Raw genomic sequence first — 19,617 nt, 5'->3', positions numbered from 1 at the left:
ATGCCCCAGATACTCTCCATTACCCAAATCAATGAATACATTCAGGGGAAGATGAACGCGGACCCTATGCTTGCGCAGGTGGCTGTCCGGGGAGAAATCAGCAACTATAAATGCTACCCATCCGGACACCATTACTTTACCCTGAAGGACGAAGCATCGGCCTTGAAATGCGTCATGTTCAAAGGAAACGCCATTGGCCTGCGCTTCCGGCCGGCCAACGGCATGAAGGTCATTGCCCTGGGACGGATCTCCGTATATCCAAGAGACGGCGCTTACCAACTCTATTGTTCGGCTATGAGCGTGGACGGTGTAGGGGACCTGTACGCGGCCTTTGAGCAGCTGAAGGCGAAGCTGGCGTCCAAGGGCCTGTTTGACCCCGAAAAGAAAAAGAAGCTGCCGAAATATCCGGGAACCATCGGCGTGGTCACCAGCTCTGCCGGGGCGGCGGTTCATGATATTCTGCGCATTTTGCGTAAGCGCTATCCGCTGGCGCAGGTAAAGCTCTTGCCGGTCCGGGTTCAGGGTGCGGAGGCTCCTGACGAGATTGCGGCTGCCATCCGCTATGCCAACGCGCACCGTCTGGCGGATCAGCTGATTGTGGGCCGGGGCGGCGGTTCGCTGGAGGACCTCTGGGCTTTTAATGATGAACGGGTGGCCTACGCCATCTATGAGTCGGAAATCCCCATTATTTCCGCTGTTGGACACGAACCGGATGTGACCATTGCGGACTACGTGGCGGATCTGCGGGCAGCGACACCCTCCAATGGCGCGGAGCTGGCAGTGCCGGATCAGGAAGCTCTGCTGCAAAATCTGGACGCGCTGAACGGCGCAATGGCGGCAGCTCTGAGCCGGCAGCTGAAGCTGGCCGCGCAGCGGCTGGACGCCTTGGCGGCAAGCCCTGCTTTGCGCGGCCCCACGGCTTACCTAGAACGAAAAGAGAAAGATTTGCGGCTTCTGAAAAACAGGATGATCTCCGCTCAGGAGCGGATGATCTCGGCCAGCAATGCCCGGTTTGTAAGCTGTGTTGCCAAGCTGGACGCCATGAGTCCCCTGAAGGTCCTGAGCCGAGGCTATGCCATGGCTCAGACAGGAAACGGAGAACTGCTCAGGTCCATCCATCAGGTGAACCCGGGGGACAGTATTCTTGTCAATATCAGCGACGGTACAATAACCGCTTCGGTTTTGAATACAAAGGAGACGGAACATGAATCAGCAGAATCAGACGTTTGAACAGAATATGCTTCGCTTAGAGCAGATCGTCCGGGCCATGGAGCGGGGGGATGTGGCGCTGGAGGAATCCCTGAAGCTCTTCCAGGAGGGCACCGAGCTGGTGCGCGCGTGCGGCAAGCTCCTGGAGGACGCCAAACTCCAGGTCAGTAAGATCACCGCCGGACCGGACGGCGAGCCTGCGGAGGAGCCTTTCGATGAACAGCCTTGAGGAGCGCACCGGGCTATACCGGGAGAAGATCGAGGCATACCTGAAAGAAGTTTACGCTCCCTTTCTGGAAGAACCTCAGAAACTGATCTTTGAGGCCGCGAACTACAGCCTTCTGGCCGGAGGGAAGCGGCTGCGGCCCATTTTCACTCTGGATTTCTGCCGGATGTGCGGCAGACCCTATGAAAAGGCCATGCCCTTTGCGGCGGCTATGGAGATGGTCCATACCTACAGCCTGATCCATGATGATCTGCCCTGTATGGACAACGACGATTACCGCCGGGGCATGCTGACCAACCACAAGGTCTACGGCGAGGGAATCGCCGTTCTGGCAGGAGACGCCCTGCTGACGGATGCCTTTGCCATGGCTGCCCGGGCGGAACTCCCTGATCCTGCCGATATGGCCCTGGCCATTGGTGTACTCAGCGAATGCGCCGGTTCCCTCGGTATGATCGGCGGGCAGGTGCTGGATATTCTTAGCGAGCAGCGGCAGTGTACCGAGCAGGAGGTTCTGGATATCCAGAGCAGGAAGACCGGGGCGCTGATCAATGCTGCCTGCGTTTTGGGCGTTATCGCCGGAGGCGGCAGCGAGAAACAGCGTCAGGCCGCCGCTGAGTTTGCGGGGCTTCTGGGGCTTGCTTTCCAGATCCGGGACGATATTCTGGATGTGATCGGCGACGCCAAGGAGCTTGGCAAGGCCGTGGGCATGGACAGTGATAAGAATACCTTTGTACGGCTGTACGGCGTTGACGAATGCGAAAAGCGGGTAGAGAAATATACGAACCTGGCAATCGAACGACTGGATGCCTTTGAGGATAGCGGCTATATGCGTGGGCTGGCCCTGAGCCTGACCCGGCGGCGCAGCTAAAGAAGGAGAAAAACCAAATGGTCAAATTTCGGGAAAACTACTATGCGGATGTCCGGATCGAGGACCGCAGCCGGACGGTGATCCAGTACCAGGACGGCAATCTGCAGGAATTCAAGACCCCTGTGGAGGTTCGGGCGTTCCTGCGGGTATACGATGGAAAGATGTGGTACTACGCCTCCGTCACAGATGTGGCCCATGTTCAAAAGACTCTGGACCGGCTCTATGACGCGGCGTCTCCCAACCCCGACATCGAAAAAGATCCCATCGTCTCCAAGCTGGAGCGAAACAGGGACAGAAAGTTTATTTTTGAGGACCACTCTGTGCGGAATATCCCCGTGGAGGAAAAGCAGGCCCTTTTGCGGAGCTATCTGCCCCTGCTGAGCGAGGACAGCGCCTGCGCCATGCCGATTGGCATCTATCTGGACCGGAACAGTGTGTTTACCTTCCGGTCCTCCCTGGGCGCGGATATTACATACGATTATCAGACCTGCGGTCTGTCTCTGCGGTGCAGCATGGCGGAGGGGGAGAAGAAGTTCTCCGCCGCCTGGCAGCGGGGCTGCACCCGGTTTGAGGAGCTGAAGGGCCTGACGGACGAGATCCGGGCCTCCATGCGGGAGCAGGCGGCGTTCATGCGGGAGTCCGTGCCGGTGGTGCCCGGAAAGTACCCGGTGGTGCTGTCCCCCGAGGCGGCGGGCGTATTTGCCCATGAGTCCTTCGGCCATAAGTCCGAGTCCGATTTCATGCTTTCCGATGAATCCATGCGCCAGGAATGGCAGATCGGCAAACAGGTGGGCTCTCCCATTTTGTCCATTGCAGAGTGCGGCGAGTACCCCGGCAGCGGTTATGTGCCCTACGACGACGAGGGTACCAAGGCCAGAAAGAATTACCTGATTCAAAACGGCATTCTGGCAGGGCGGCTCCACAGCGGCCAGACCGCCGCGGCGCTGGAAGAGGGGCTCACCGGCAACGCTCGGGCCATTGACTGCACCTTTGAGCCCATCGTCCGTATGACCACCACCTATATTGAGCCGGGCGACCAGACCTTCGAGCAGCTGATTGCCCCCATCCAGAAGGGCTACTACATCAAGACCATCTCCCACGGCAGCGGTATGAGCACCTTCACCATCGCCCCGCGTCTGGCCTATGAGATCGAAAACGGCCATCTGGGCAAGCCCATCCAGATCAGCGTCATTACAGGCAGCGTCTTTGAGACCCTCGGCCTGATTGATGGATTGTCCAATGAGCTGACGCTGCTGTCCTTTGTGGCCGGCGGCTGCGGCAAGATGGAGCAGATGGGCCTTCCTGTTGGCTTCGGCGGCCCCTGCGTCCGGGTATCCGAAATGAACGTGCAGTGAGGTGGGAAAAGATGGATAAGGAATTTTTGAAGAACAGCAGTCGTTCCGTGACCCTGAACATCACCGGCGGCAAGATCGACAGCTACCGGGAAAAAGAGCAGACCACCGGCACCGTCCGGGTCTATGCCAACGGCAAGATCGGCGTGGCGGGCTGTCTGGGTGAGCCGGACGAGGAAAAGCTCACCGCCCAGGCGGAAAAGGCCCTGGAGCTTGGCATTCCCTATGTCAGCGCTCTGGACGGCGCTCTGGAGCGAACCCGGGACAACAGCGCGGAGATCGTCCCCGAAAAGGAGCTGATCCCCACCATGCAGGCCATGCTGGATGAGATCGGGAAGGAATGCCCCGGCTTTGCTGTCAGCAACAAGATCTGTCTGACTTGGGAATCCGGCGAATACCGGAATTCCAACGGACGGAACCTGAAGAGCAGCGGCAGCTCGCTGGCTATCAGCCTGCTGTTCCAGAGCAGAGGCTCCGGCAATCTGATGGACGCGTTCTATCAGTACAGCGGCAGGACCTTCGATCCGGAGAAGGTCGTTGCTGGCTGCAAGACGGTGTACGATGCTTACAACACCCCGGCGGAGCTGGAAGAAGGGGAGTGGCCCGTGATTATCTCCGCGGGCGAGCTGCTGGGTCAGGCCATCAGCCATTTCGTGGGCGAAATATATGTTTCCGGCGCGTCTCTGCTCGGCGGAAAGCTGGGGGAGGAATGCTTCTCCGAAAAGCTGAGCTTCGGAGACGACCGGAATTCCGCCACAAACCCTGGCAGCTTTTTCTTTGACGATGAAGGCACGGTGAGTCCGGAGGACCGGAGCCTTCTCATACAGAACGGGACGCTGAAAGCTGTGCTGACGACGAAAAACTCCGCCGCGAAATTTGGCCTGCCGGTCTCCGGCCATGCGGGGTCTGCCTATGACGGTGTGCCGACCCTGACTATGCAGGGCCTGTATGTGGCCCGGACCGCCGATGATATCCGCAGGATCGTTCCCGGAAAGGCTGTCTATGTCATGTCCGCCAGCGGCGGCGACTATACCCCCAGCGGCCATTTTGCGACCCCTGTCCAGATGGCTTACCTTGTGGAGGGCGGCAGGCTGGTAGGCCGTCTGCCGGAGCTGAACATCAGCGGCGACTTCTTCGATATCCTGGGCAAGAACTACCTGGGAGCAATTCCCAACACCCTGGCGAACTGCTGCCCCGACAGCTTGATGGTCACAAAGCTGCAGGTGACAAAATAAAATTCGACGCGATACATCTTGCATCGATCTCAAAAACAGCAGGGGACGATGCCCTCATCGTCCCGAAGCTTCGGAAACAGAGCGGTACGTTCCAACGTGACCTTCTGAAAACCGGGCCTCGGGACAATGTAGGCATCGTCCCTTTGGTCTCAAAATAAGGAAATTATGGAATTCTTTAGGGATTCTCAGAGCCTGCAGGTAATTCGTGAATCCGGAACAGAGGTCTGGCCACCCGCTTATACAGCAGCATGGTCAGCAGGGAAACCACCGTGCCCTTCAGCAGATTCAGCGGAGCGACGCACAGGGCGGCGAAGGAATAGACCCCGGAAACGCCGCTGTGAATCTTGGCACCCATACCGATGATGACCTCCAAAGGAATGCCGTAGAGCTGGGCAAATTTGGGCAGCAGATACCAGGCATTGAACACGCTGCCGATGACTGTCATGGTCAGGGTACCAATGACCAGGCCGACAATGGCGCCGGTCTTGTTCTTATGCAGATGATACCAGACGGTTGCGGGCAGTACAAAGCAGCAGCCCACGAAGAAATTGGCAAAGTCGCCTACAAAGGCGGTGGAGGTACTCTTCAGCAGCAGTTTCAGAAGGATCTTGATGCCTTCAATGGCCACAGCGGCGCTGGGTCCAAGAAAGAAGCCTCCCAGCAGAACGGGCACTTCGGAAAAGTCCAGCTTGTAGAACTCCGGAGCCAGGAATACCAGAGGAAAGTCCAGAATGTGCAGCACAACGGCAATGGCGGAGCAGATGCCGATAATGCTGACTCGCCGGGCGGGACTTACATGGCGCAGATGGTCAAATTTCCGTTCCGTCAGCCGGGCAAGCAGACCGATCACAACGATAATGGCAGCGGTGATCAGCAGAAAACTTCCGTTTTTCTGGATCTGAGAGAATAGTTCGTTCATTTTTTGTCACCTCAACGTAAAAATGCGCCCTGAGCATACACTCAGGGCGCGAAAAAACGCAGTAATTGCGTATCTTCTTCCATCCAGACTATACTGTCGGTATCGGAATCACACCGATTCGGCGCCGAAGCGTTCGCGGACTTTACCGCCGGTGGGGAATTTCGCCCCGCCCTGAAGACACAGTATTCAGTTAGCGAAAGCATAGCACAGGGATGCGTTCTTGTCAAGCCTCATTTTTTATGGTATACTTTTGTCAGAATTCCGTTTTGGTAGTCTCGGTCGGTGTTTCCGTCGGCACGGTGGTCGCTGACGGGGCAATCTTCGGCATCTGGAAGCCCTGAACCTTACCGCCTGGCGCGGTATTGGTTATGTCCCCACCGATGACCTTATTTTTGTGCACCAGCAGCGTCGCGTATACCGGCTCCGTAGCCCCGGGGTAATTCTTGACCTCATAGACATAGCGCATGACCTTTTTTCCGGCGAATTTACTGAGGTCGTAGTTCTGGCATTTCTGCAGCGCGTTGTATCGGTCGAAGACCTCATTCCCCTGGGCTGGAATCTGCACCTGTCCGGACTCTTTTGGGGAGCCGACCACATCCCAGCCGAAGCTCTTCAGAAACGCCACCCGCTGGTCATTCCCGGAGGCGTCCTGCTGCCCGAAGGTCTGCTTGCTGCCGCCGAAGAACAGGATCGCCACCAGCAGCAGAGCTGCCGCGGCCCCCAGTATCAGCATGATCTTTTTGAAATCGACCTTTGCGGTCAATACAACCATAAGATTCCCTCCCGAAAGCTGTTTTTCAATGCAGTCTATGGCTTCGGCAGGGACATTAGAACGGAGGAGTTCCATGGAACGTTTGGATAAATTTCTGAGTGACAGCGGCGCGGGTACCAGAAGCCAGGTCAAGCTGCTGTTGAAGGCCGGAAGGGTCAGCGTGGACGGGAAGCCGGAGAAGGACCCTGGCAAAAAAATCGAACCGGGGAAAAATCTTGTTTTTCTGGACGGCGCGCCTATGGGCGGATATCAGAGACGGGTCGTCATTATGAACAAGCCTGCCGGATTCGTAACGGCTACTGAGGATTCCGTGGAAAAGACGGTTATGGAACTTCTGCCGGAGCAGATGCGGCATTGGGACCTGAAGCCTGTGGGCCGTCTGGACAAGCAGACGGAAGGGCTGCTGCTCTTTACCAATGACGGCGATCTGCTGCACCGGCTGATTTCCCCTAAAAAAGAAGTACCGAAAATCTACTACGCCCGCCATGAGGGGACTGCCTCGCCGGAGGATGTGCAGTCCTTTGCCGCCGGGCTGACGCTGCGGGACGGAACGGAGTGCCTCCCGGCGCTTTTGGAGCCCATCGGCCCCGGGGAGAGCCGCGTCACGGTGCGGGAAGGGAAGTATCACCAGGTCCGTCGGATGATGGCCTCCCGGAACATGACGGTCCTCTATCTGGAACGGATTCAGGAGGGGAACCTGACGCTTTCGGGCCTCCCCAGAGGCCAGGTGCGGGAACTGACGGAAAAAGAGCTTTTGAGCATTGAACCGTGAAAACGCCTGGAAACGGCCATAGAAAAGAAATCGGCAAATTGCCGGAATAAACGACCCCCTTTTTTACATATTTGACAACTCTCTGGGAAGAATACCTAAAAAGTGAGCGGGAATTTGCAATAAAATGTCAAAAGGTACTTGCAATATGTGCAAATCTTGTGTATAATAAGACTGCAATTTTGTGGAATGCGTATTTATGCAACATTCTAAGGAGGGGCTCCACATGTCCAACAGTGTATTTCAAAGCGTGATCGTTCAATTAAAGGATATTTCCGACAGAACCTTCGGTGTGATCGATACCGAGGGCTGCGTTGTGTCCTGCACCGATGTCTCTTTGCTGGGAGAGCGTTGGCCGGACGCCGCGCTGCGGATCGGTGGTGGCGTTGATGGCATTACGGTTTTTGCCCAGAAGTGCTTCAAGGCCATTGTCGGCAGCTCCAACCTGTTTGAATATGCCGTGTTCTGCTCCGGCGATGATGAAATGGCAAAGAGCTTCTGCTCCATGGCCTACATTGCCCTGAATGATGCCAAAATCTTCTATGAAGAGAAGCACGACCGGGGCACCTTTGTGAAGAATATCATCATGGACAATATTCTCCCCGGCGATATTTACATCCGCGCGAAAGAACTGCACTTTGCCACGGATGCCCCTCGGGCGGTGTTTCTGATTCGGCAGGTGGGCCGCAGCGATGTGGCGACTGTGGATGTTCTGTCCGGCATGTTCCCGGACAAGATGCAGGATTTTGTCCTCAGCATCAACGAAAGCGATGTTGCTGTCATCAAGCAGATCACTGTCAATACGCCCAGCGAGGAGCTTGAGAAGATCGCGCAGAATATTGAGAATACGCTGAAAAATGAGCTGCGGGTCAAAACATCCATTGGCATCGGCACAGTTTCCGAGCATCTGCGGGAGCTGGCGGATTCCTACAAGGAGGCCCAGACCGCTATTGAGGTCGGAAAGGTCTTTGATACCGAGAAGAGCATCATGCGCTATGAAAATCTGGGCATCGGCCGTCTGATCTATCAGCTGCCTACCACTCTGTGCGAGATTTTCCTCAGCGAAATCTTCAAGAAGAGTTCTATCGACTGTCTGGACCAGGAGACCCTGTTCACCATCAACAAGTTCTTTGAGAATAACCTGAACGTATCCGAGACCTCCCGGAAGCTGTTCGTCCACCGGAATACGCTGGTGTACCGTCTGGAGAAGATCAAGAAGCTCACCGGTCTGGATTTGCGGCAGTTCGACCATGCCATTGTATTCAAGGTCGCTTTGATGGTTCGTAAGTACCTGGCCTCCCGGGAGACCCGATAAGTTCCCTGCTCCTGAAATTGGATATTGCAGCCATCCCGCATTGGGATGGCTGTTTTTATGTATACCATGTGGAAAGACAGGATTGTGTATGCCTCTTCGGAAAACCACAACATCTTGTGGTTGAACAGGAAAAACTGTGACCGAAATCGGAATATTTTGTTAAAAAATCCGGAATACGACCCGCTTTTCTGGCACGTCATTGACTTTTCGGCTGTTTTGTGTTACAATTCGTGTACATTGTGCGCAGACCGGTGCGGCGTGTCCTGAAAAGGGTGCCCTCGGGGATGCGGATATTTCAACTGGAGATAAATGCAAATGATCGAATTTACAGATGTCGTAAAATGCTATGAGCAGGGGAATAAAGCGCTGAACGGCGTGACCATGCAGATCGATGACGGCGAATTCTGCTTTCTGGTCGGCCCCTCCGGGTCCGGAAAATCCACCATTATCAAGCTGATCACCGGCGAGCTGCGGCCCACCTCCGGAACCGTGAAGGTCAACGGCTATGCTCTGGAGCGGATCCGCAAGCGGGAGGTTCCCCTGCTGCGCCGTACCGTCGGTGTTGTGTTTCAGGACTTCCGCCTGATCCCCAATATGACCGTTTATGACAATGTGGCATTTGCCATGCGTGTAATCGGTGCCCGGGAGCGGGAGATCCGGGACCGGGTCCCCTATGTGCTGGAGCTGGTCGGGCTGGAAAATAAGGCAAACCGGCATCCGGGCGAGATGTCCGGCGGTGAGCAGCAGCGTCTGGCAATTGCCCGCGCGCTGGTCAATAACCCCTCTACCATTATCGCTGACGAGCCTACCGGCAACCTGGACCCCGCCCGTTCCTTCGAGATTATGGCCCTGCTGCAGGAGATCAACAATCTGGGCACCACCGTTCTGGTCGTTACCCACGAAAAGAACCTGGTGGAGCTGTTTGCCAAGCGGGTCATTGCCATTGACGACGGCTATGTGGTCAGCGACGGAAGAGAGAGGTAAGTCACCATGAAATTCAGCAATATCGGATATCTTTTGAAGGAGGGCTTCAAGGGCATTTTCCTCCATGGCTTTATGTCCTTCGCCGCCGTGTGCGTTACGGTGGCTTGCCTGATCATCGTGGGCAGCTTCTCCATTCTGGCATACAACCTGGATGTTATGGTCCAGGATCTGAACCAGACCAGCGAAATCCTTGTGTATGTGGACAGCGACCTGTCTGACGCCGAGGCAAGAAGCATCGGCACGAAGATCAATGCGCTGAATAACGTTCTGCAGTCCACCTTTGTGTCCCGGGAACAGGCACTGCAGGATTTCGTTGAGGACCACAATGGCGACTCCGCCTTTAATGGCGTTCAGCCCACCGATCTGCGGCACCGCTATGTGGTGACTCTGGAAGACAACACGCTGATGGAGCAGACCGATGCTCAGCTGCGGCAGATCCCCGGCGTGGCCGATACCAAGGCTGCCTACGCTCTTGCCCAGGGCTTTAGCACCATTCAGCAGGTACTGCACATCGCCTCCGTGGCGCTGATTGCGGTGCTGCTGGTCATCTCTCTTCTGATTATTTCCAATACGGTCAAGCTGGCCATGTATGATCGGCGGGATGAGATTGCCATTATGAAGATGGTGGGCGCAACCAACGGCTTTATCCGGCTGCCCTTTATGGTCGAGGGCTTCACTTTGGGTATGATGGGTGCCGTTCTGGCCTTCGGTCTGGAATGGATCGGCTATGATGCCCTGGTGGAAAAGATTTCCACGGTGGATGCCCTGAAGCTCTTTACCTTCGTGCCTTTTGAGACACTGCTGGTGCCCATGATTCTTGTATTTGCCGCCGCAGGCCTGTTTGTCGGCATCGTCGGCAGCTGGACCTCTATCCGAAAGTTCATGGATGTCTGATTCCAAATGACTTTCGGTGTCCAAACCAATTTGCGCTTTGGCGTATTCCGCGCCGAAGCCTGTGCCGGACCAACGGCATACATCGGATAGTATCCAAAGGAGGCTTTATGAAAAATCGTAAGAAATTGGTTTCCATTCTGGCAGCTGTTATGGCTGCGATCATGGTACTGACGCTGGTTCTCAGTCTGATGCCCACAAAGGCCTATGCCGCTTCCTCCAGCGAGATCCGCAAGCAGATCAACGGTCTGCAGGAGAAGCGGACGGAAATGAAGAGCCAGATGAAAGAACTGCAGGATCAGTACAAGGCCAATGAAGACGAAATTTCGGATATCGTAGCCAGAAAAAACCTGATTGATCAGGAAATCGGTCTGCTGCATGCCCAGGTAGACAATATCAACGAGCAGATCACTGCCTACGGCGTTCTAATTGCGGACAAGCAGGACGAACTGGACGCGGCTCAGGAAAACTACGACAATCTGAACGAAGAATACAAGACACGAATCCGCACCATGGAGGAAGAGGGAACCCTGAGCTATTGGGAGGTCCTCTTCAAGGCCAACAGCTTCTCTGACCTGCTGGACAGAATGAGCATGATCGAAGAGATCGCCGCCTCGGATAACCGCCGTCTGGAGGCTCTGGACGAGGCTACAAAGGCCGTAGCCACAGCGCAGGAAGAGTTGGCAACGGAAAAGGCGGATCTGGAGCAGACCAAGGAAGAACTCAACTCTACCCAGGCCGAGCTGGACGCCAAGCGGGAAGAGGCTGACGGCGTCATTGCTGAGCTGGTCGCCAAGGGGCAGGAGATTGAGGGATTGCAGGATGAATTGGAATCCGAAGATCAGGATCTGCTGAAGCAGATTGCCCAGATGGAAAAGGAATACAACGCCGCCAAGCATCAGGAGTGGCTGGCCTATATGGCAACCTACACCACCGTCGCTCCCGCGACAACCGCTCCATCCGGCGGCAACAGCGGCGGCAGCGGCAACAACGGCAGTTCCACGCCGTCCTCCGGCGGCAGCTGGCTCCGGCCCTGCAGTTACACCTATATGTCCAGCCCCTTTGGTTTCCGGACCTCCCCTACGGCGGGCGCGTCCAGCTACCATCAGGGTGTTGACCTGGCGGCCCCCGCAAATACGCCTGTTTACGCGTCCCGTTCCGGCATTGTCACAACGACGACCTATTCCAACGCTGCCGGATATTACGTGACCATCAACCACGGCGATGGTTTTTCCTCCATTTACATGCACTTGAACAATTATGTGGTCAGCGCCGGACAGGCGGTTTCCGCCGGGCAGCTGATCGGCTATGTGGGCCGTACCGGAATTGCCACCGGATACCACCTGCACTTCGGCATTGCCTACAATGGCGCTTATGTGAATCCCTGCGCCTACGTTTCTCTGTAATGCCTGTACTTCCCACATTTCCGAGCTGAAATGTGGGAAGTATTCTATAGAAAACCAAGAGGAGTGAAGGAAATGAAAAAGAAGATTCTGATCGTGCTTTCCTATGTGCTGGTTGCGGCACTGGCCTGCGGGGCGACTCTGGCATTTGTCTACTCCGGAACAGAGAGCAGCAAGCTGCTGGACCTGGAAGACCTGATTCTGACTCGATTTGCCGGGGAACCGGATCAGACGGCAATTGAGGACGCGGCGGCTGATGCCATGGTGCAAGCCATGGGAGACCGCTGGAGCTACTATATCCCCGCGTCTGAATATGACGACTTTGCGGACAATTCCGCCAATGCCTATGTGGGCATCGGCGTCACGGTCCAGGCCACGGAAGACGGCACAGGACTGGAGGTCGTTGCGGTGCAGGCAGGCGGCCCGGCGGCTGAGGCGGGCATGGAACTGGGGGACATCATCGTTCAGGTAGACGGAACCAGCGTGGAGGGTATGACCATCTCTGAGGTTTCCGCTATGATCAAGGGCGAAGAGGGAACCTCCGTAACGGTGACCGTCCTGCGCAGCGGCGATGGCATCAGCCTTTATATGACCCGGAAGCGGATGGAGACAGTCGTTGCCTCGGCCAGGCTGCTGAACGAGCATGTAGGCCTTGTGACCATCCGCAACTTTGACGAGCGCTGTGCCCAGGAGACCATTGCGGCCATAGAGGATGTATTGGAACAGGGGGCGGATATGCTCCTGTTTGACGTTCGGAATAATCCCGGCGGCTATGCGGACGAGCTGGTCAAGGTTCTGGACTACCTGCTGCCTGCGGGTGACCTGATGCGCACCGTTGGTACGGACGGCAGTGATGAGACCATGACCTCCGATGAAAAATGCCTGAATGTTCCCATGGCTGTGCTCATCAACGAAAACTCCTATTCCGCCGCTGAACTGTTTGCTGCGGATCTCAGCGAGTACGGTGCCGCGAAAACCTTTGGGCAGCCTACCAGCGGTAAGGGCTTTTATCAGAATGTCTTCCGCTTTACGGACGGCTCCGCTGTGGGCCTGTCCATTGGCCGCTACTACACCGGCCACGGCAACAACCTGGAGGGCGTCGGCCTGATCCCGGATGTGGAGGTCAGACTGGATGACGAATCCGAGGCACTGCTCTACAACGGCATGCTGGAGCCGGAAAACGATACCCAACTCCAGGCGGCCCTGGAATACCTGATGGACAAGGTCGTAAGACCGTGATATAAAAAATGCGCCCCGAACGATCGGGACGCATTTTTTATGAGATTTATGCCAGAAGCGGTTTCAAAGCCCCGGCCAGCTGTTCCTTTTGGGCCTCGGCCTGAGTAAGATCTTTGCCCAGAGTGGTGAAATAGGTCTTGATCTTGGGTTCTGTACCGGAGGGACGAACGACTACAGTTGCGCCGCCTTCCAAGGCGTAAATCAGAACGTTGGCCTTAGGCAGGCCGGTCTTTTCGGAATCCTGATAGTCCGTGACGCTGACAACATTATAACCGCCAATCTCGGCAGGCGGGTTCTTCCGCAGGCTGTCCATGATGCCGGACATCTTCTCCATACCGGATAGACCCGGGAACTCATAGGAATCCACCTTGTTCAGATACCGGCCAAACTTGGCGTAGATGGCCTCCAGCCGCTCCTTGATGGAGGAGCCGATGGAGCGGTAGTAGGCGGCCATTTCACAGATCAGCATGGAGCCGATGATCGCGTCCTTGTCCCTGACATAGGGGCCTGCCAGGTAGCCGTAACTCTCCTCAAAGCCGAAGATGAACCGGTCTACCTGACCGGCGGCCTCCAGCTGGGCAATCTGGTCTCCAATCCACTTGAAGCCCGTCAGAACACTGCGCATTTCCACACCGTAGCTCTTGGCAACCGCGTCAGCCAAAGGCGTGGAGACAATGGACTTGACGGCTACGGGATTTTTTGGCATGGTGCCCTTTTCAATGCGGGCCTGACAAATGTAGTCCAGCAGCAGAACGCCCACCTCGTTGCCGGAAACCAGCTCATAGCTGCCGTCCGGGCAGCGGATGGCGATGCCCACCCGATCCGCATCCGGATCTGTCGCCAGCATCAGGTCCGCACCGCTCTTTTCTGCCAGCTCCAGACCCAGCCTCAGCGCCTCGAAGATCTCGGGATTCGGGTAGGGACAGGTGGGGAAGTTGCCGTCCGGATACTGCTGCTCGGGGACGATGGTGATATCGTCAATACCGATGTCGTGAAGGACCCGGGTCACAGGTACCAACCCGGAACCGTTCAGGGGGGAATAGACCAGCTTCAACCCGGCAGTCTTGCACAGGCCGGGCCGGACAGAGCGGGCTTTGATGGCATCGTACAGAGCTTCCTTGCAGTCCTCACCCACATACTGAATGAGGCCGGAAGACAGCCCTTCCTCAAAGGAAATCAGCTTGGCGCCGGTGAGTACATCGGTCTTCTGAATTTCGGCGTAGACAATAGCGGCGGCGTCATCGGTCATCTGGCAGCCGTCGGGGCCGTAGGCCTTATAGCCGTTGTATTTGGCTGGATTATGAGAGGCTGTAATCATAATGCCGGCGTTGGCCTTATAATACCGGGTGGCAAAACTCAGGGCGGGAACGGGCATCAGCGCATCGTAAATGCGGACATGGATGCCGTTGGCGGCCAGCACACAGGCGGCGGTTCTGGCAAAGACATCGGAATTGATGCGGCTGTCGTAGGAAATGGCAACCAGCTGGCTTCCGCTCTGGGTTTTTACCCAGTTGGCCAGGCCCTGGGTCGCCTGCCGGACCACATAGATATTCATTCGATTGGTGCCTGCGCCCAGAACGCCACGCAGACCGGCAGTGCCGAACTTCAGAGCAACGGCAAACCGATCCCTGATCTGCTCATCGTTGCCGGAGATTTCTTCCAGTTCCCGGGACAGCGCGGGATCCTCCAATTCCGCGGCGGACCAGCGCTTGTAATCGTCTAAATACATTCTCTTCACCTTTCCTAATTAAAAATGCAGGGTGATATTACCGATACAACTATAATTCATTTTTGGTGCATTGTCAATCTTCCGGGGCAAAAGAAAACTGCCCCGGATTCTTCCGGGGCAGAGAGAGGTTCGCTTATTCGGCAACGAAAGCGTAGGTGGCATCAGCTTCCACAGGGGTGGAGTCCACGCCGGTCGTGGCATACTCGCCGTTGATGTAGAAGGCCCAGTACTTGCCGTCCTTGTTGTAGTCCAGAGTGATGCCATTGACGGTATCGACCATCAGGCCGTACTCACTGTCAGAGCCGGAAACCAGGCCCAGTTTCACCAGAGCGGCGCCGACAGTTTCTTCGTCGGTCTTAATGGTAACAGTGGTGGTGTTCTTGTCCAGGTCGGTGACAGTGAAAGTGAAAGCGGTAGCGCCCTCGCCGTAGGTCTGGCCCTCCACCATGGTGGCAACGGTAGCTTCTGTGGCCTCAGGGGCCTTTTTGCCGCAGGCGACCATGCCGAAGCACAGCGTCAGCACAAGAACCATGCACAGAATAGCAGAGAATACTTTTTTCATAGTATAAAACTCCTTATAAAAATTTGCTTTCCGAAGTCTCCTCTAAAAAGCAGCCGTATTATACCATATCCGGGCAAAAAAGGCAATGCTTTTTTGCGGATACACGGTAGTTGCATTGCCCATTGCTTTTCCAACGGAATTTTGGTATAATTGTGCCAATTTGAAAGAAGGATGTGAACCCATGTCGCAGGATTCCTTTTCCAGATGCCATCCGGCTGTAAACTTCCTCTATTTTGTGACAGTGATCGGCTTCGGTGTGGTCATTCAGCATCCGGCCTACGCGATTGCCGGTTTTCTGGGGGCCTCGCTCTATTACCTGCTTTTGAAGGGAAGACAGGGGCTTTCCTTTATCGGCTCCATGGCCGGTATGTTGGTGCTCATTACGCTGCTGAATCCTCTGATCAATACATCCGGAGAGCATATCCTGTTCCGCCTTTTTGGAAGACCTTATACCCTGGAGGCCATGGCCTACGGCGCGGCTCTGGGCGTTATTTTTGCCCTGACGATGATCTGGTTCGGCTGCTACAGCGAGGTTTTGACCAGCGATAAATTCACGGCGCTCTTTGGAAATCTGATCCCGGCGCTGTCGCTGCTGCTGGTGATGGTGCTGCGGCTGATTCCGTCCTTTACCAGAAAAACCAAACAGATTATTGTGGCCCGCAGCGCCATCGGTAAGGGCGCGGACGCTACAGAGTCCCGGAAGGACCAGATCAAAAGCGGAATCAGTATTGTTTCTGCCTTGACAGACTGGGCATTAGAGGGGAGCATCGTGACGGCAGACTCCATGCGGGCCCGGGGCTATGGCTGCGCCAAACGTACCAATTTCCACATCTATTGTTTCCGCAAAAGTGACGCCTTTCTGGTTGGTCTTATTGCGTTGCTCGCTGCTCTTGTGTTGGCCCTTGGGGGCACGGAAGCGGGCTTTACCCCTTATTTTTACTGCGACTATGTTACCCTGGGATTTCCGGCCTACTGTGCGCTGCTGCTGGTCCCTTCGATCATGTATCTTCGGGAGGCAATTGTATGGAACAACTTGAAATTCGAAACCTGAGCTTTTCCTATCCGGACGCGGTCAGGGAAACCATTGTGGACGTGTCTTTTTCCATCAGCAAAGGTGAGTATGTGCTGCTCTGCGGCAACAGCGGCTGCGGAAAGACCACGCTTTTGCGGCATCTGAAATCCGTCCTGACCCCGACCGGAAGCTGCCGGGGAGAAATTCTCTACAACGGCGTCCCTTTGGAGCAGGTGGATGGGGCAAAGCAGGCCTCGGCCATCGGCTATGTTATGCAGAATCCCGATGATCAGATCGTCACCGATAAAGTCTGGCATGAGCTGGCCTTCGGTCTGGAAAATCTGGGTGTCTCCCGGGAGACCATCGGTCTGCGGGTAGCGGAAATGGCCAGCTTTTTCGGCATTCAAAGCTGGTACCATCGGGACATTTCTCAGCTTTCCGGCGGCCAGAAGCAACTGCTGAATTTGGCTTCTATTATGGCCATGCAGCCGGAAATCCTGATCCTGGATGAACCGACAGCCCAGCTGGATCCAATTGCCGCGTCGGATTTCCTGAACACCCTGAAAAAGATCAATCAGGAATTGGGAATTACCGTCCTGATCACAGAGCATCGGGCAGAGGACATTTTTCCGGTAGCGGACAGAGTCCTTGTGATGGAGAAAGGGCATCTGGCGGCAAACGCCGGTCCCAGGGAGATCGGACACAGTCTGTTTGACGCCCGAAGTCCGCTGTTCCCCATGCTCCCGGCGCCCATGCGTTCGTTTTACCAGTGCGGCGGCACCGGGACAGCGCCGTTGACCGTCCGGGAAGGGCGGAATTGGCTTACGGATGTCTTCGGCGAAAAAAAGCCCGCGGTTCGCACCCTGCCGCCATTACCGGAGCTGCCGAAAACCGAACCGGCTTTGCACATTGAGAATGTATGGCTGCGCTACGAAAAGCAGTCCCCGGATGTTCTGAAGGGCCTGACCATGACGGTTCCCTCCGGATGCCTGTATACCATTGTTGGCGGCAACGGAGTGGGAAAATCCACCACCCTGCGGACAATCTGCGGAGCCAGCAAGCCCTACCGCGGGAAAATCCAGGTCTTTGGAAAAGAGACTAAGAAATACCCACGGGGCGAGTTGTTCCGGAACTGCCTTTCCATGCTGCCGCAGGACCCCACCAATCTGTTTGTGAAGCAGAATGTTCGGGAGGAGCTGGAGGAGATGAACCCGGACAAGCAGGCACAAATTCATGCTGCGGAGCTGTGTGAGATCACCCACTTGCTGGATGCCCACCCCTATGACCTCTCCGGCGGCGAGCAGCAGCGGGTGGCTCTGGCCAAGGTGCTGCTGACGAATCCCAGGCTCCTTCTGTTGGACGAGCCTACGAAAGGCCTGGACTGCGGCTTTAAGGCCCGGTTCGCCAGGACATTGAAGCGGTTGACAGGGGAGGGGATGACCATCGTTATGGTCTCCCACGATATTGAGTTCTGCGCGGAGCATGCGGACATTGCCGCCATGTTCTTTGACGGGCAGATCATTGCCTCCGGCCGCCCCAGAGAATTCTTCGGCTCCAACAGCTTCTATACCACGTCCTCTAACCGCATGAGCCGCTGTATTTTTGAAAATGCCGTCACCGCGGAGGATGTAACAGCGTTGTACAAAGAGAATCTGGGGGATGGGCAATGAAAAAATCCACCCTGTTTTCCATCCTGACCATTTTTCTGCTGATTCCGGCGACGCTCTATTTCGGCAGCCATATCAAAGGGCGCTGGTACTACCTGACCAGTACGCTGGTGATCATCGAAATTATGCTGCCCTTCTTTGCCTCCTTTGAATCCAGAAAGCCTCAATCCCGGGAGCTTGTGACCTTGGCGGTCATGGCGGCGCTGGCGACGGCTTCCCGGGTGGCCTTTGCGTTTATTCCCTATTTCAAAGCAATTACCGCCGTTATTATGATTACGGGCATCGCCTTTGGCCCTCAGGCGGGCTTTTTGACCGGGGCCATCTCCGCTTTTGCCAGCAACTTCTTCTTCAGCCAGGGCCCTTGGACTCCATGGCAGATGTTTGCCTATGGCTTTGCCGGCTTCTGGGCAGGGCTGGTTTTCTATGGCCGCCAGAAGTGGTGCAGGCCCTGGCTGCTGGGTGTTTTCGGATTTCTGTCCATTCTGCTGATCGTGGGCCCCTTGCTGGACTGCTGTACTGTGTTCACGGTACTCAGCAAGCTGACCTGGGCCAATGCGCTGGTCATTTTCGGCCGGGGTGTGCCGGTGAACCTGATCCACGGCCTGGGCTGCGGTGTGACGCTGATGGTGCTGACCAAACCCCTGCTGTATAAGCTGAACCGCATTCAGAAAAAATACGGCATGATGCAGAAAGAAGAGGGCAATTTATGAAACGGGAACAGCTCTTTCTTTCCACGATAGATTCAAAGGCCGGGGCCGCCGCTCGGGAGCTTGGGGTGGGCATAGAAATTGCGGATTACTGCACGGCCATGAATATGGATATGCTTCTGTCGGAAACAAAGCCGAAAGTGGACGCACAGGTTCGGAATGTTTCCAATCGGGTCTTTCATGGCCCCTTCAACGAGCTTTTCCCCTGTGCCATTGACTCGCTTGCCCGAGACCTTGCGGCAAAGCGCTATTTGCAGGCTGTTCAGATGTCCATGGTTTACGGTGCGAAAAGAATGGTTTTTCACGGCGGCTATCTGCCCCACGTCTATTATCCTTGCTGGTATACGGAGCAGTCCATTCTTTTCTGGAAGGATTTTCTGAAAAAGATCCCGGAGAATGTGACCCTCTACATTGAAAACGTCATGGAATCTGATCCGCAGTGGATGGCAGACATTGCTGCCGGGGTGGATGACCCCCGGTTCCGGCTCTGCCTGGATGTGGGCCATGCCCATATCTGTTCCGAAATCCCGGTGGAGCAGTGGCTGGATACGCTGTCTCCCTGGCTTGGTCATTTCCATATCCACAACAATGACCGTAATTCTGACACCCACAGCCCCCTGGATCAGGGGACAATCTCAATGAAAGAATTTTTGACCCGGGCGGAGGCCCTGTGCCCCGACGCCAGCTACACACTGGAAGTGATAGACGGCAAACAAGGTGCCCAGTGGCTGCTTCAGCAGGGAATATTGGAGGAATAA

Annotated in this window: 19 protein-coding genes and 1 riboswitch; of the genes, 15 read left to right on the top strand and 4 right to left on the bottom strand. The window is 55.7% G+C overall.

All coding sequences use genetic code 11. The features are described from left to right. The 5 genes from xseA to KQI10_RS02680 are packed head-to-tail and all read left to right on the top strand — an operon-like array spanning position 1 to position 4,890. Positions 1 to 1,230, top strand: coding sequence for an exodeoxyribonuclease VII large subunit (gene xseA / locus KQI10_RS02700; RefSeq protein WP_216565866.1), 1,230 nt, complete (start codon positions 1 to 3; stop codon positions 1,228 to 1,230). Next, positions 1,205 to 1,438, top strand: a complete 234-nt coding sequence (xseB, locus tag KQI10_RS02695) for an exodeoxyribonuclease VII small subunit (RefSeq protein WP_216565865.1) — start codon at positions 1,205 to 1,207, stop codon at positions 1,436 to 1,438. Before xseA ends, xseB begins: the two co-directional genes overlap by 26 nt. Continuing rightward, positions 1,425 to 2,303, top strand: coding sequence for a polyprenyl synthetase family protein (locus KQI10_RS02690; RefSeq protein ID WP_216565864.1), 879 nt, complete (start codon positions 1,425 to 1,427; stop codon positions 2,301 to 2,303). The genes xseB and KQI10_RS02690 overlap by 14 nt, the downstream gene beginning before the upstream one ends. Before the next feature lie 17 nt (positions 2,304 to 2,320). After that, positions 2,321 to 3,658: a TldD/PmbA family protein gene (locus KQI10_RS02685; protein ID WP_216565863.1), complete on the top strand. Its 1,338-nt coding sequence runs from the start codon at positions 2,321 to 2,323 to the stop codon at positions 3,656 to 3,658. Positions 3,659 to 3,669: 11 nt separating this feature from the next. Beyond that, positions 3,670 to 4,890 carry a metallopeptidase TldD-related protein gene (locus KQI10_RS02680; protein WP_216565862.1) on the top strand — a complete coding sequence of 407 codons (1,221 nt, stop codon included), beginning with the start codon at positions 3,670 to 3,672 and terminating at the stop codon, positions 4,888 to 4,890. A gap of 175 nt (positions 4,891 to 5,065) precedes the next feature. Here KQI10_RS02680 and KQI10_RS02675 read toward each other — a convergent pair whose 3' ends face one another. Beyond that, positions 5,066 to 5,809: an ECF transporter S component gene (locus KQI10_RS02675; protein ID WP_216565861.1), complete on the bottom strand. Its 744-nt coding sequence runs from the start codon at positions 5,807 to 5,809 to the stop codon at positions 5,066 to 5,068. Positions 5,810 to 5,876: 67 nt separating this feature from the next. Then, a riboswitch (FMN riboswitch) is annotated at positions 5,877 to 5,992 on the bottom strand. Between the two features lie 70 nt (positions 5,993 to 6,062). Next, positions 6,063 to 6,581, bottom strand: coding sequence for a DUF4830 domain-containing protein (locus KQI10_RS02670; protein ID WP_216565860.1), 519 nt, complete (start codon positions 6,579 to 6,581; stop codon positions 6,063 to 6,065). Between the two features lie 73 nt (positions 6,582 to 6,654). Between KQI10_RS02670 and KQI10_RS02665 the strand changes: the two genes are divergently transcribed. The 6 genes from KQI10_RS02665 (at position 6,655) to KQI10_RS02640 (ending at position 13,182) form a co-directional block, all read left to right on the top strand. Further along, positions 6,655 to 7,353 carry a pseudouridine synthase gene (locus KQI10_RS02665; RefSeq protein ID WP_216565859.1) on the top strand — a complete coding sequence of 233 codons (699 nt, stop codon included), beginning with the start codon at positions 6,655 to 6,657 and terminating at the stop codon, positions 7,351 to 7,353. A 223-nt stretch (positions 7,354 to 7,576) separates the two neighbouring features. Then, positions 7,577 to 8,665: a CdaR family transcriptional regulator gene (locus KQI10_RS02660; RefSeq protein WP_216565858.1), complete on the top strand. Its 1,089-nt coding sequence runs from the start codon at positions 7,577 to 7,579 to the stop codon at positions 8,663 to 8,665. Positions 8,666 to 8,980: 315 nt separating this feature from the next. Next, on the top strand, positions 8,981 to 9,649 hold the full coding sequence (gene ftsE / locus KQI10_RS02655; RefSeq protein WP_216565857.1) for a cell division ATP-binding protein FtsE: 669 nt from the start codon (positions 8,981 to 8,983) through the stop codon (positions 9,647 to 9,649). Positions 9,650 to 9,655: 6 nt separating this feature from the next. Then, positions 9,656 to 10,543, top strand: coding sequence for a permease-like cell division protein FtsX (gene ftsX, locus KQI10_RS02650; RefSeq protein ID WP_216565856.1), 888 nt, complete (start codon positions 9,656 to 9,658; stop codon positions 10,541 to 10,543). A 107-nt stretch (positions 10,544 to 10,650) separates the two neighbouring features. After that, positions 10,651 to 11,946 (top strand): murein hydrolase activator EnvC, encoded by a 1,296-nt coding sequence (locus KQI10_RS02645; RefSeq protein ID WP_216565855.1) that lies wholly within the window; start codon positions 10,651 to 10,653, stop codon positions 11,944 to 11,946. Between the two features lie 72 nt (positions 11,947 to 12,018). After that, positions 12,019 to 13,182, top strand: a complete 1,164-nt coding sequence (locus KQI10_RS02640; RefSeq protein WP_216565854.1) for a S41 family peptidase — start codon at positions 12,019 to 12,021, stop codon at positions 13,180 to 13,182. A gap of 46 nt (positions 13,183 to 13,228) precedes the next feature. On the opposite strand, the gene KQI10_RS02635 is transcribed toward KQI10_RS02640, so the two are convergent. Together KQI10_RS02635 and KQI10_RS02630 are read right to left on the bottom strand one after the other, a co-directional pair. Then, complete coding sequence (locus KQI10_RS02635; protein ID WP_216565853.1) at positions 13,229 to 14,911, bottom strand: phospho-sugar mutase; 1,683 nt, start codon at positions 14,909 to 14,911, stop codon at positions 13,229 to 13,231. Positions 14,912 to 15,044: 133 nt separating this feature from the next. Next, positions 15,045 to 15,473: a DUF4430 domain-containing protein gene (locus KQI10_RS02630; protein ID WP_216565852.1), complete on the bottom strand. Its 429-nt coding sequence runs from the start codon at positions 15,471 to 15,473 to the stop codon at positions 15,045 to 15,047. Between the two features lie 181 nt (positions 15,474 to 15,654). On the opposite strand from KQI10_RS02630, the gene KQI10_RS02625 reads away from it, so the two are divergent. From KQI10_RS02625 to KQI10_RS02610, 4 genes are read left to right on the top strand one after another with little or no spacing between them, the layout of a single operon-like run. Continuing rightward, the gene (locus KQI10_RS02625; protein ID WP_216565851.1) at positions 15,655 to 16,524 is read left to right on the top strand and encodes an energy-coupling factor transporter transmembrane protein EcfT; all 870 of its coding nucleotides are present in this window, start codon (positions 15,655 to 15,657) and stop codon (positions 16,522 to 16,524) included. Continuing rightward, the gene (locus KQI10_RS02620) at positions 16,497 to 18,155 is read left to right on the top strand and encodes an ABC transporter ATP-binding protein (RefSeq protein ID WP_216565850.1); all 1,659 of its coding nucleotides are present in this window, start codon (positions 16,497 to 16,499) and stop codon (positions 18,153 to 18,155) included. Before KQI10_RS02625 ends, KQI10_RS02620 begins: the two co-directional genes overlap by 28 nt. Beyond that, positions 18,152 to 18,862: an ECF transporter S component gene (locus KQI10_RS02615; RefSeq protein ID WP_216565849.1), complete on the top strand. Its 711-nt coding sequence runs from the start codon at positions 18,152 to 18,154 to the stop codon at positions 18,860 to 18,862. Before KQI10_RS02620 ends, KQI10_RS02615 begins: the two co-directional genes overlap by 4 nt. Continuing rightward, complete coding sequence (locus KQI10_RS02610) at positions 18,859 to 19,617, top strand: sugar phosphate isomerase/epimerase (protein ID WP_216565848.1); 759 nt, start codon at positions 18,859 to 18,861, stop codon at positions 19,615 to 19,617. The genes KQI10_RS02615 and KQI10_RS02610 overlap by 4 nt, the downstream gene beginning before the upstream one ends.

This window comes from Pseudoflavonifractor sp. MSJ-30 (assembly GCF_018918045.1).
Classification (GTDB): domain Bacteria; phylum Bacillota; class Clostridia; order Oscillospirales; family Oscillospiraceae; genus Faecousia.
The sequence above is the reverse complement of the archived record's forward strand: the minus strand, read 5'-3'. Positions and strand labels throughout refer to the sequence as shown.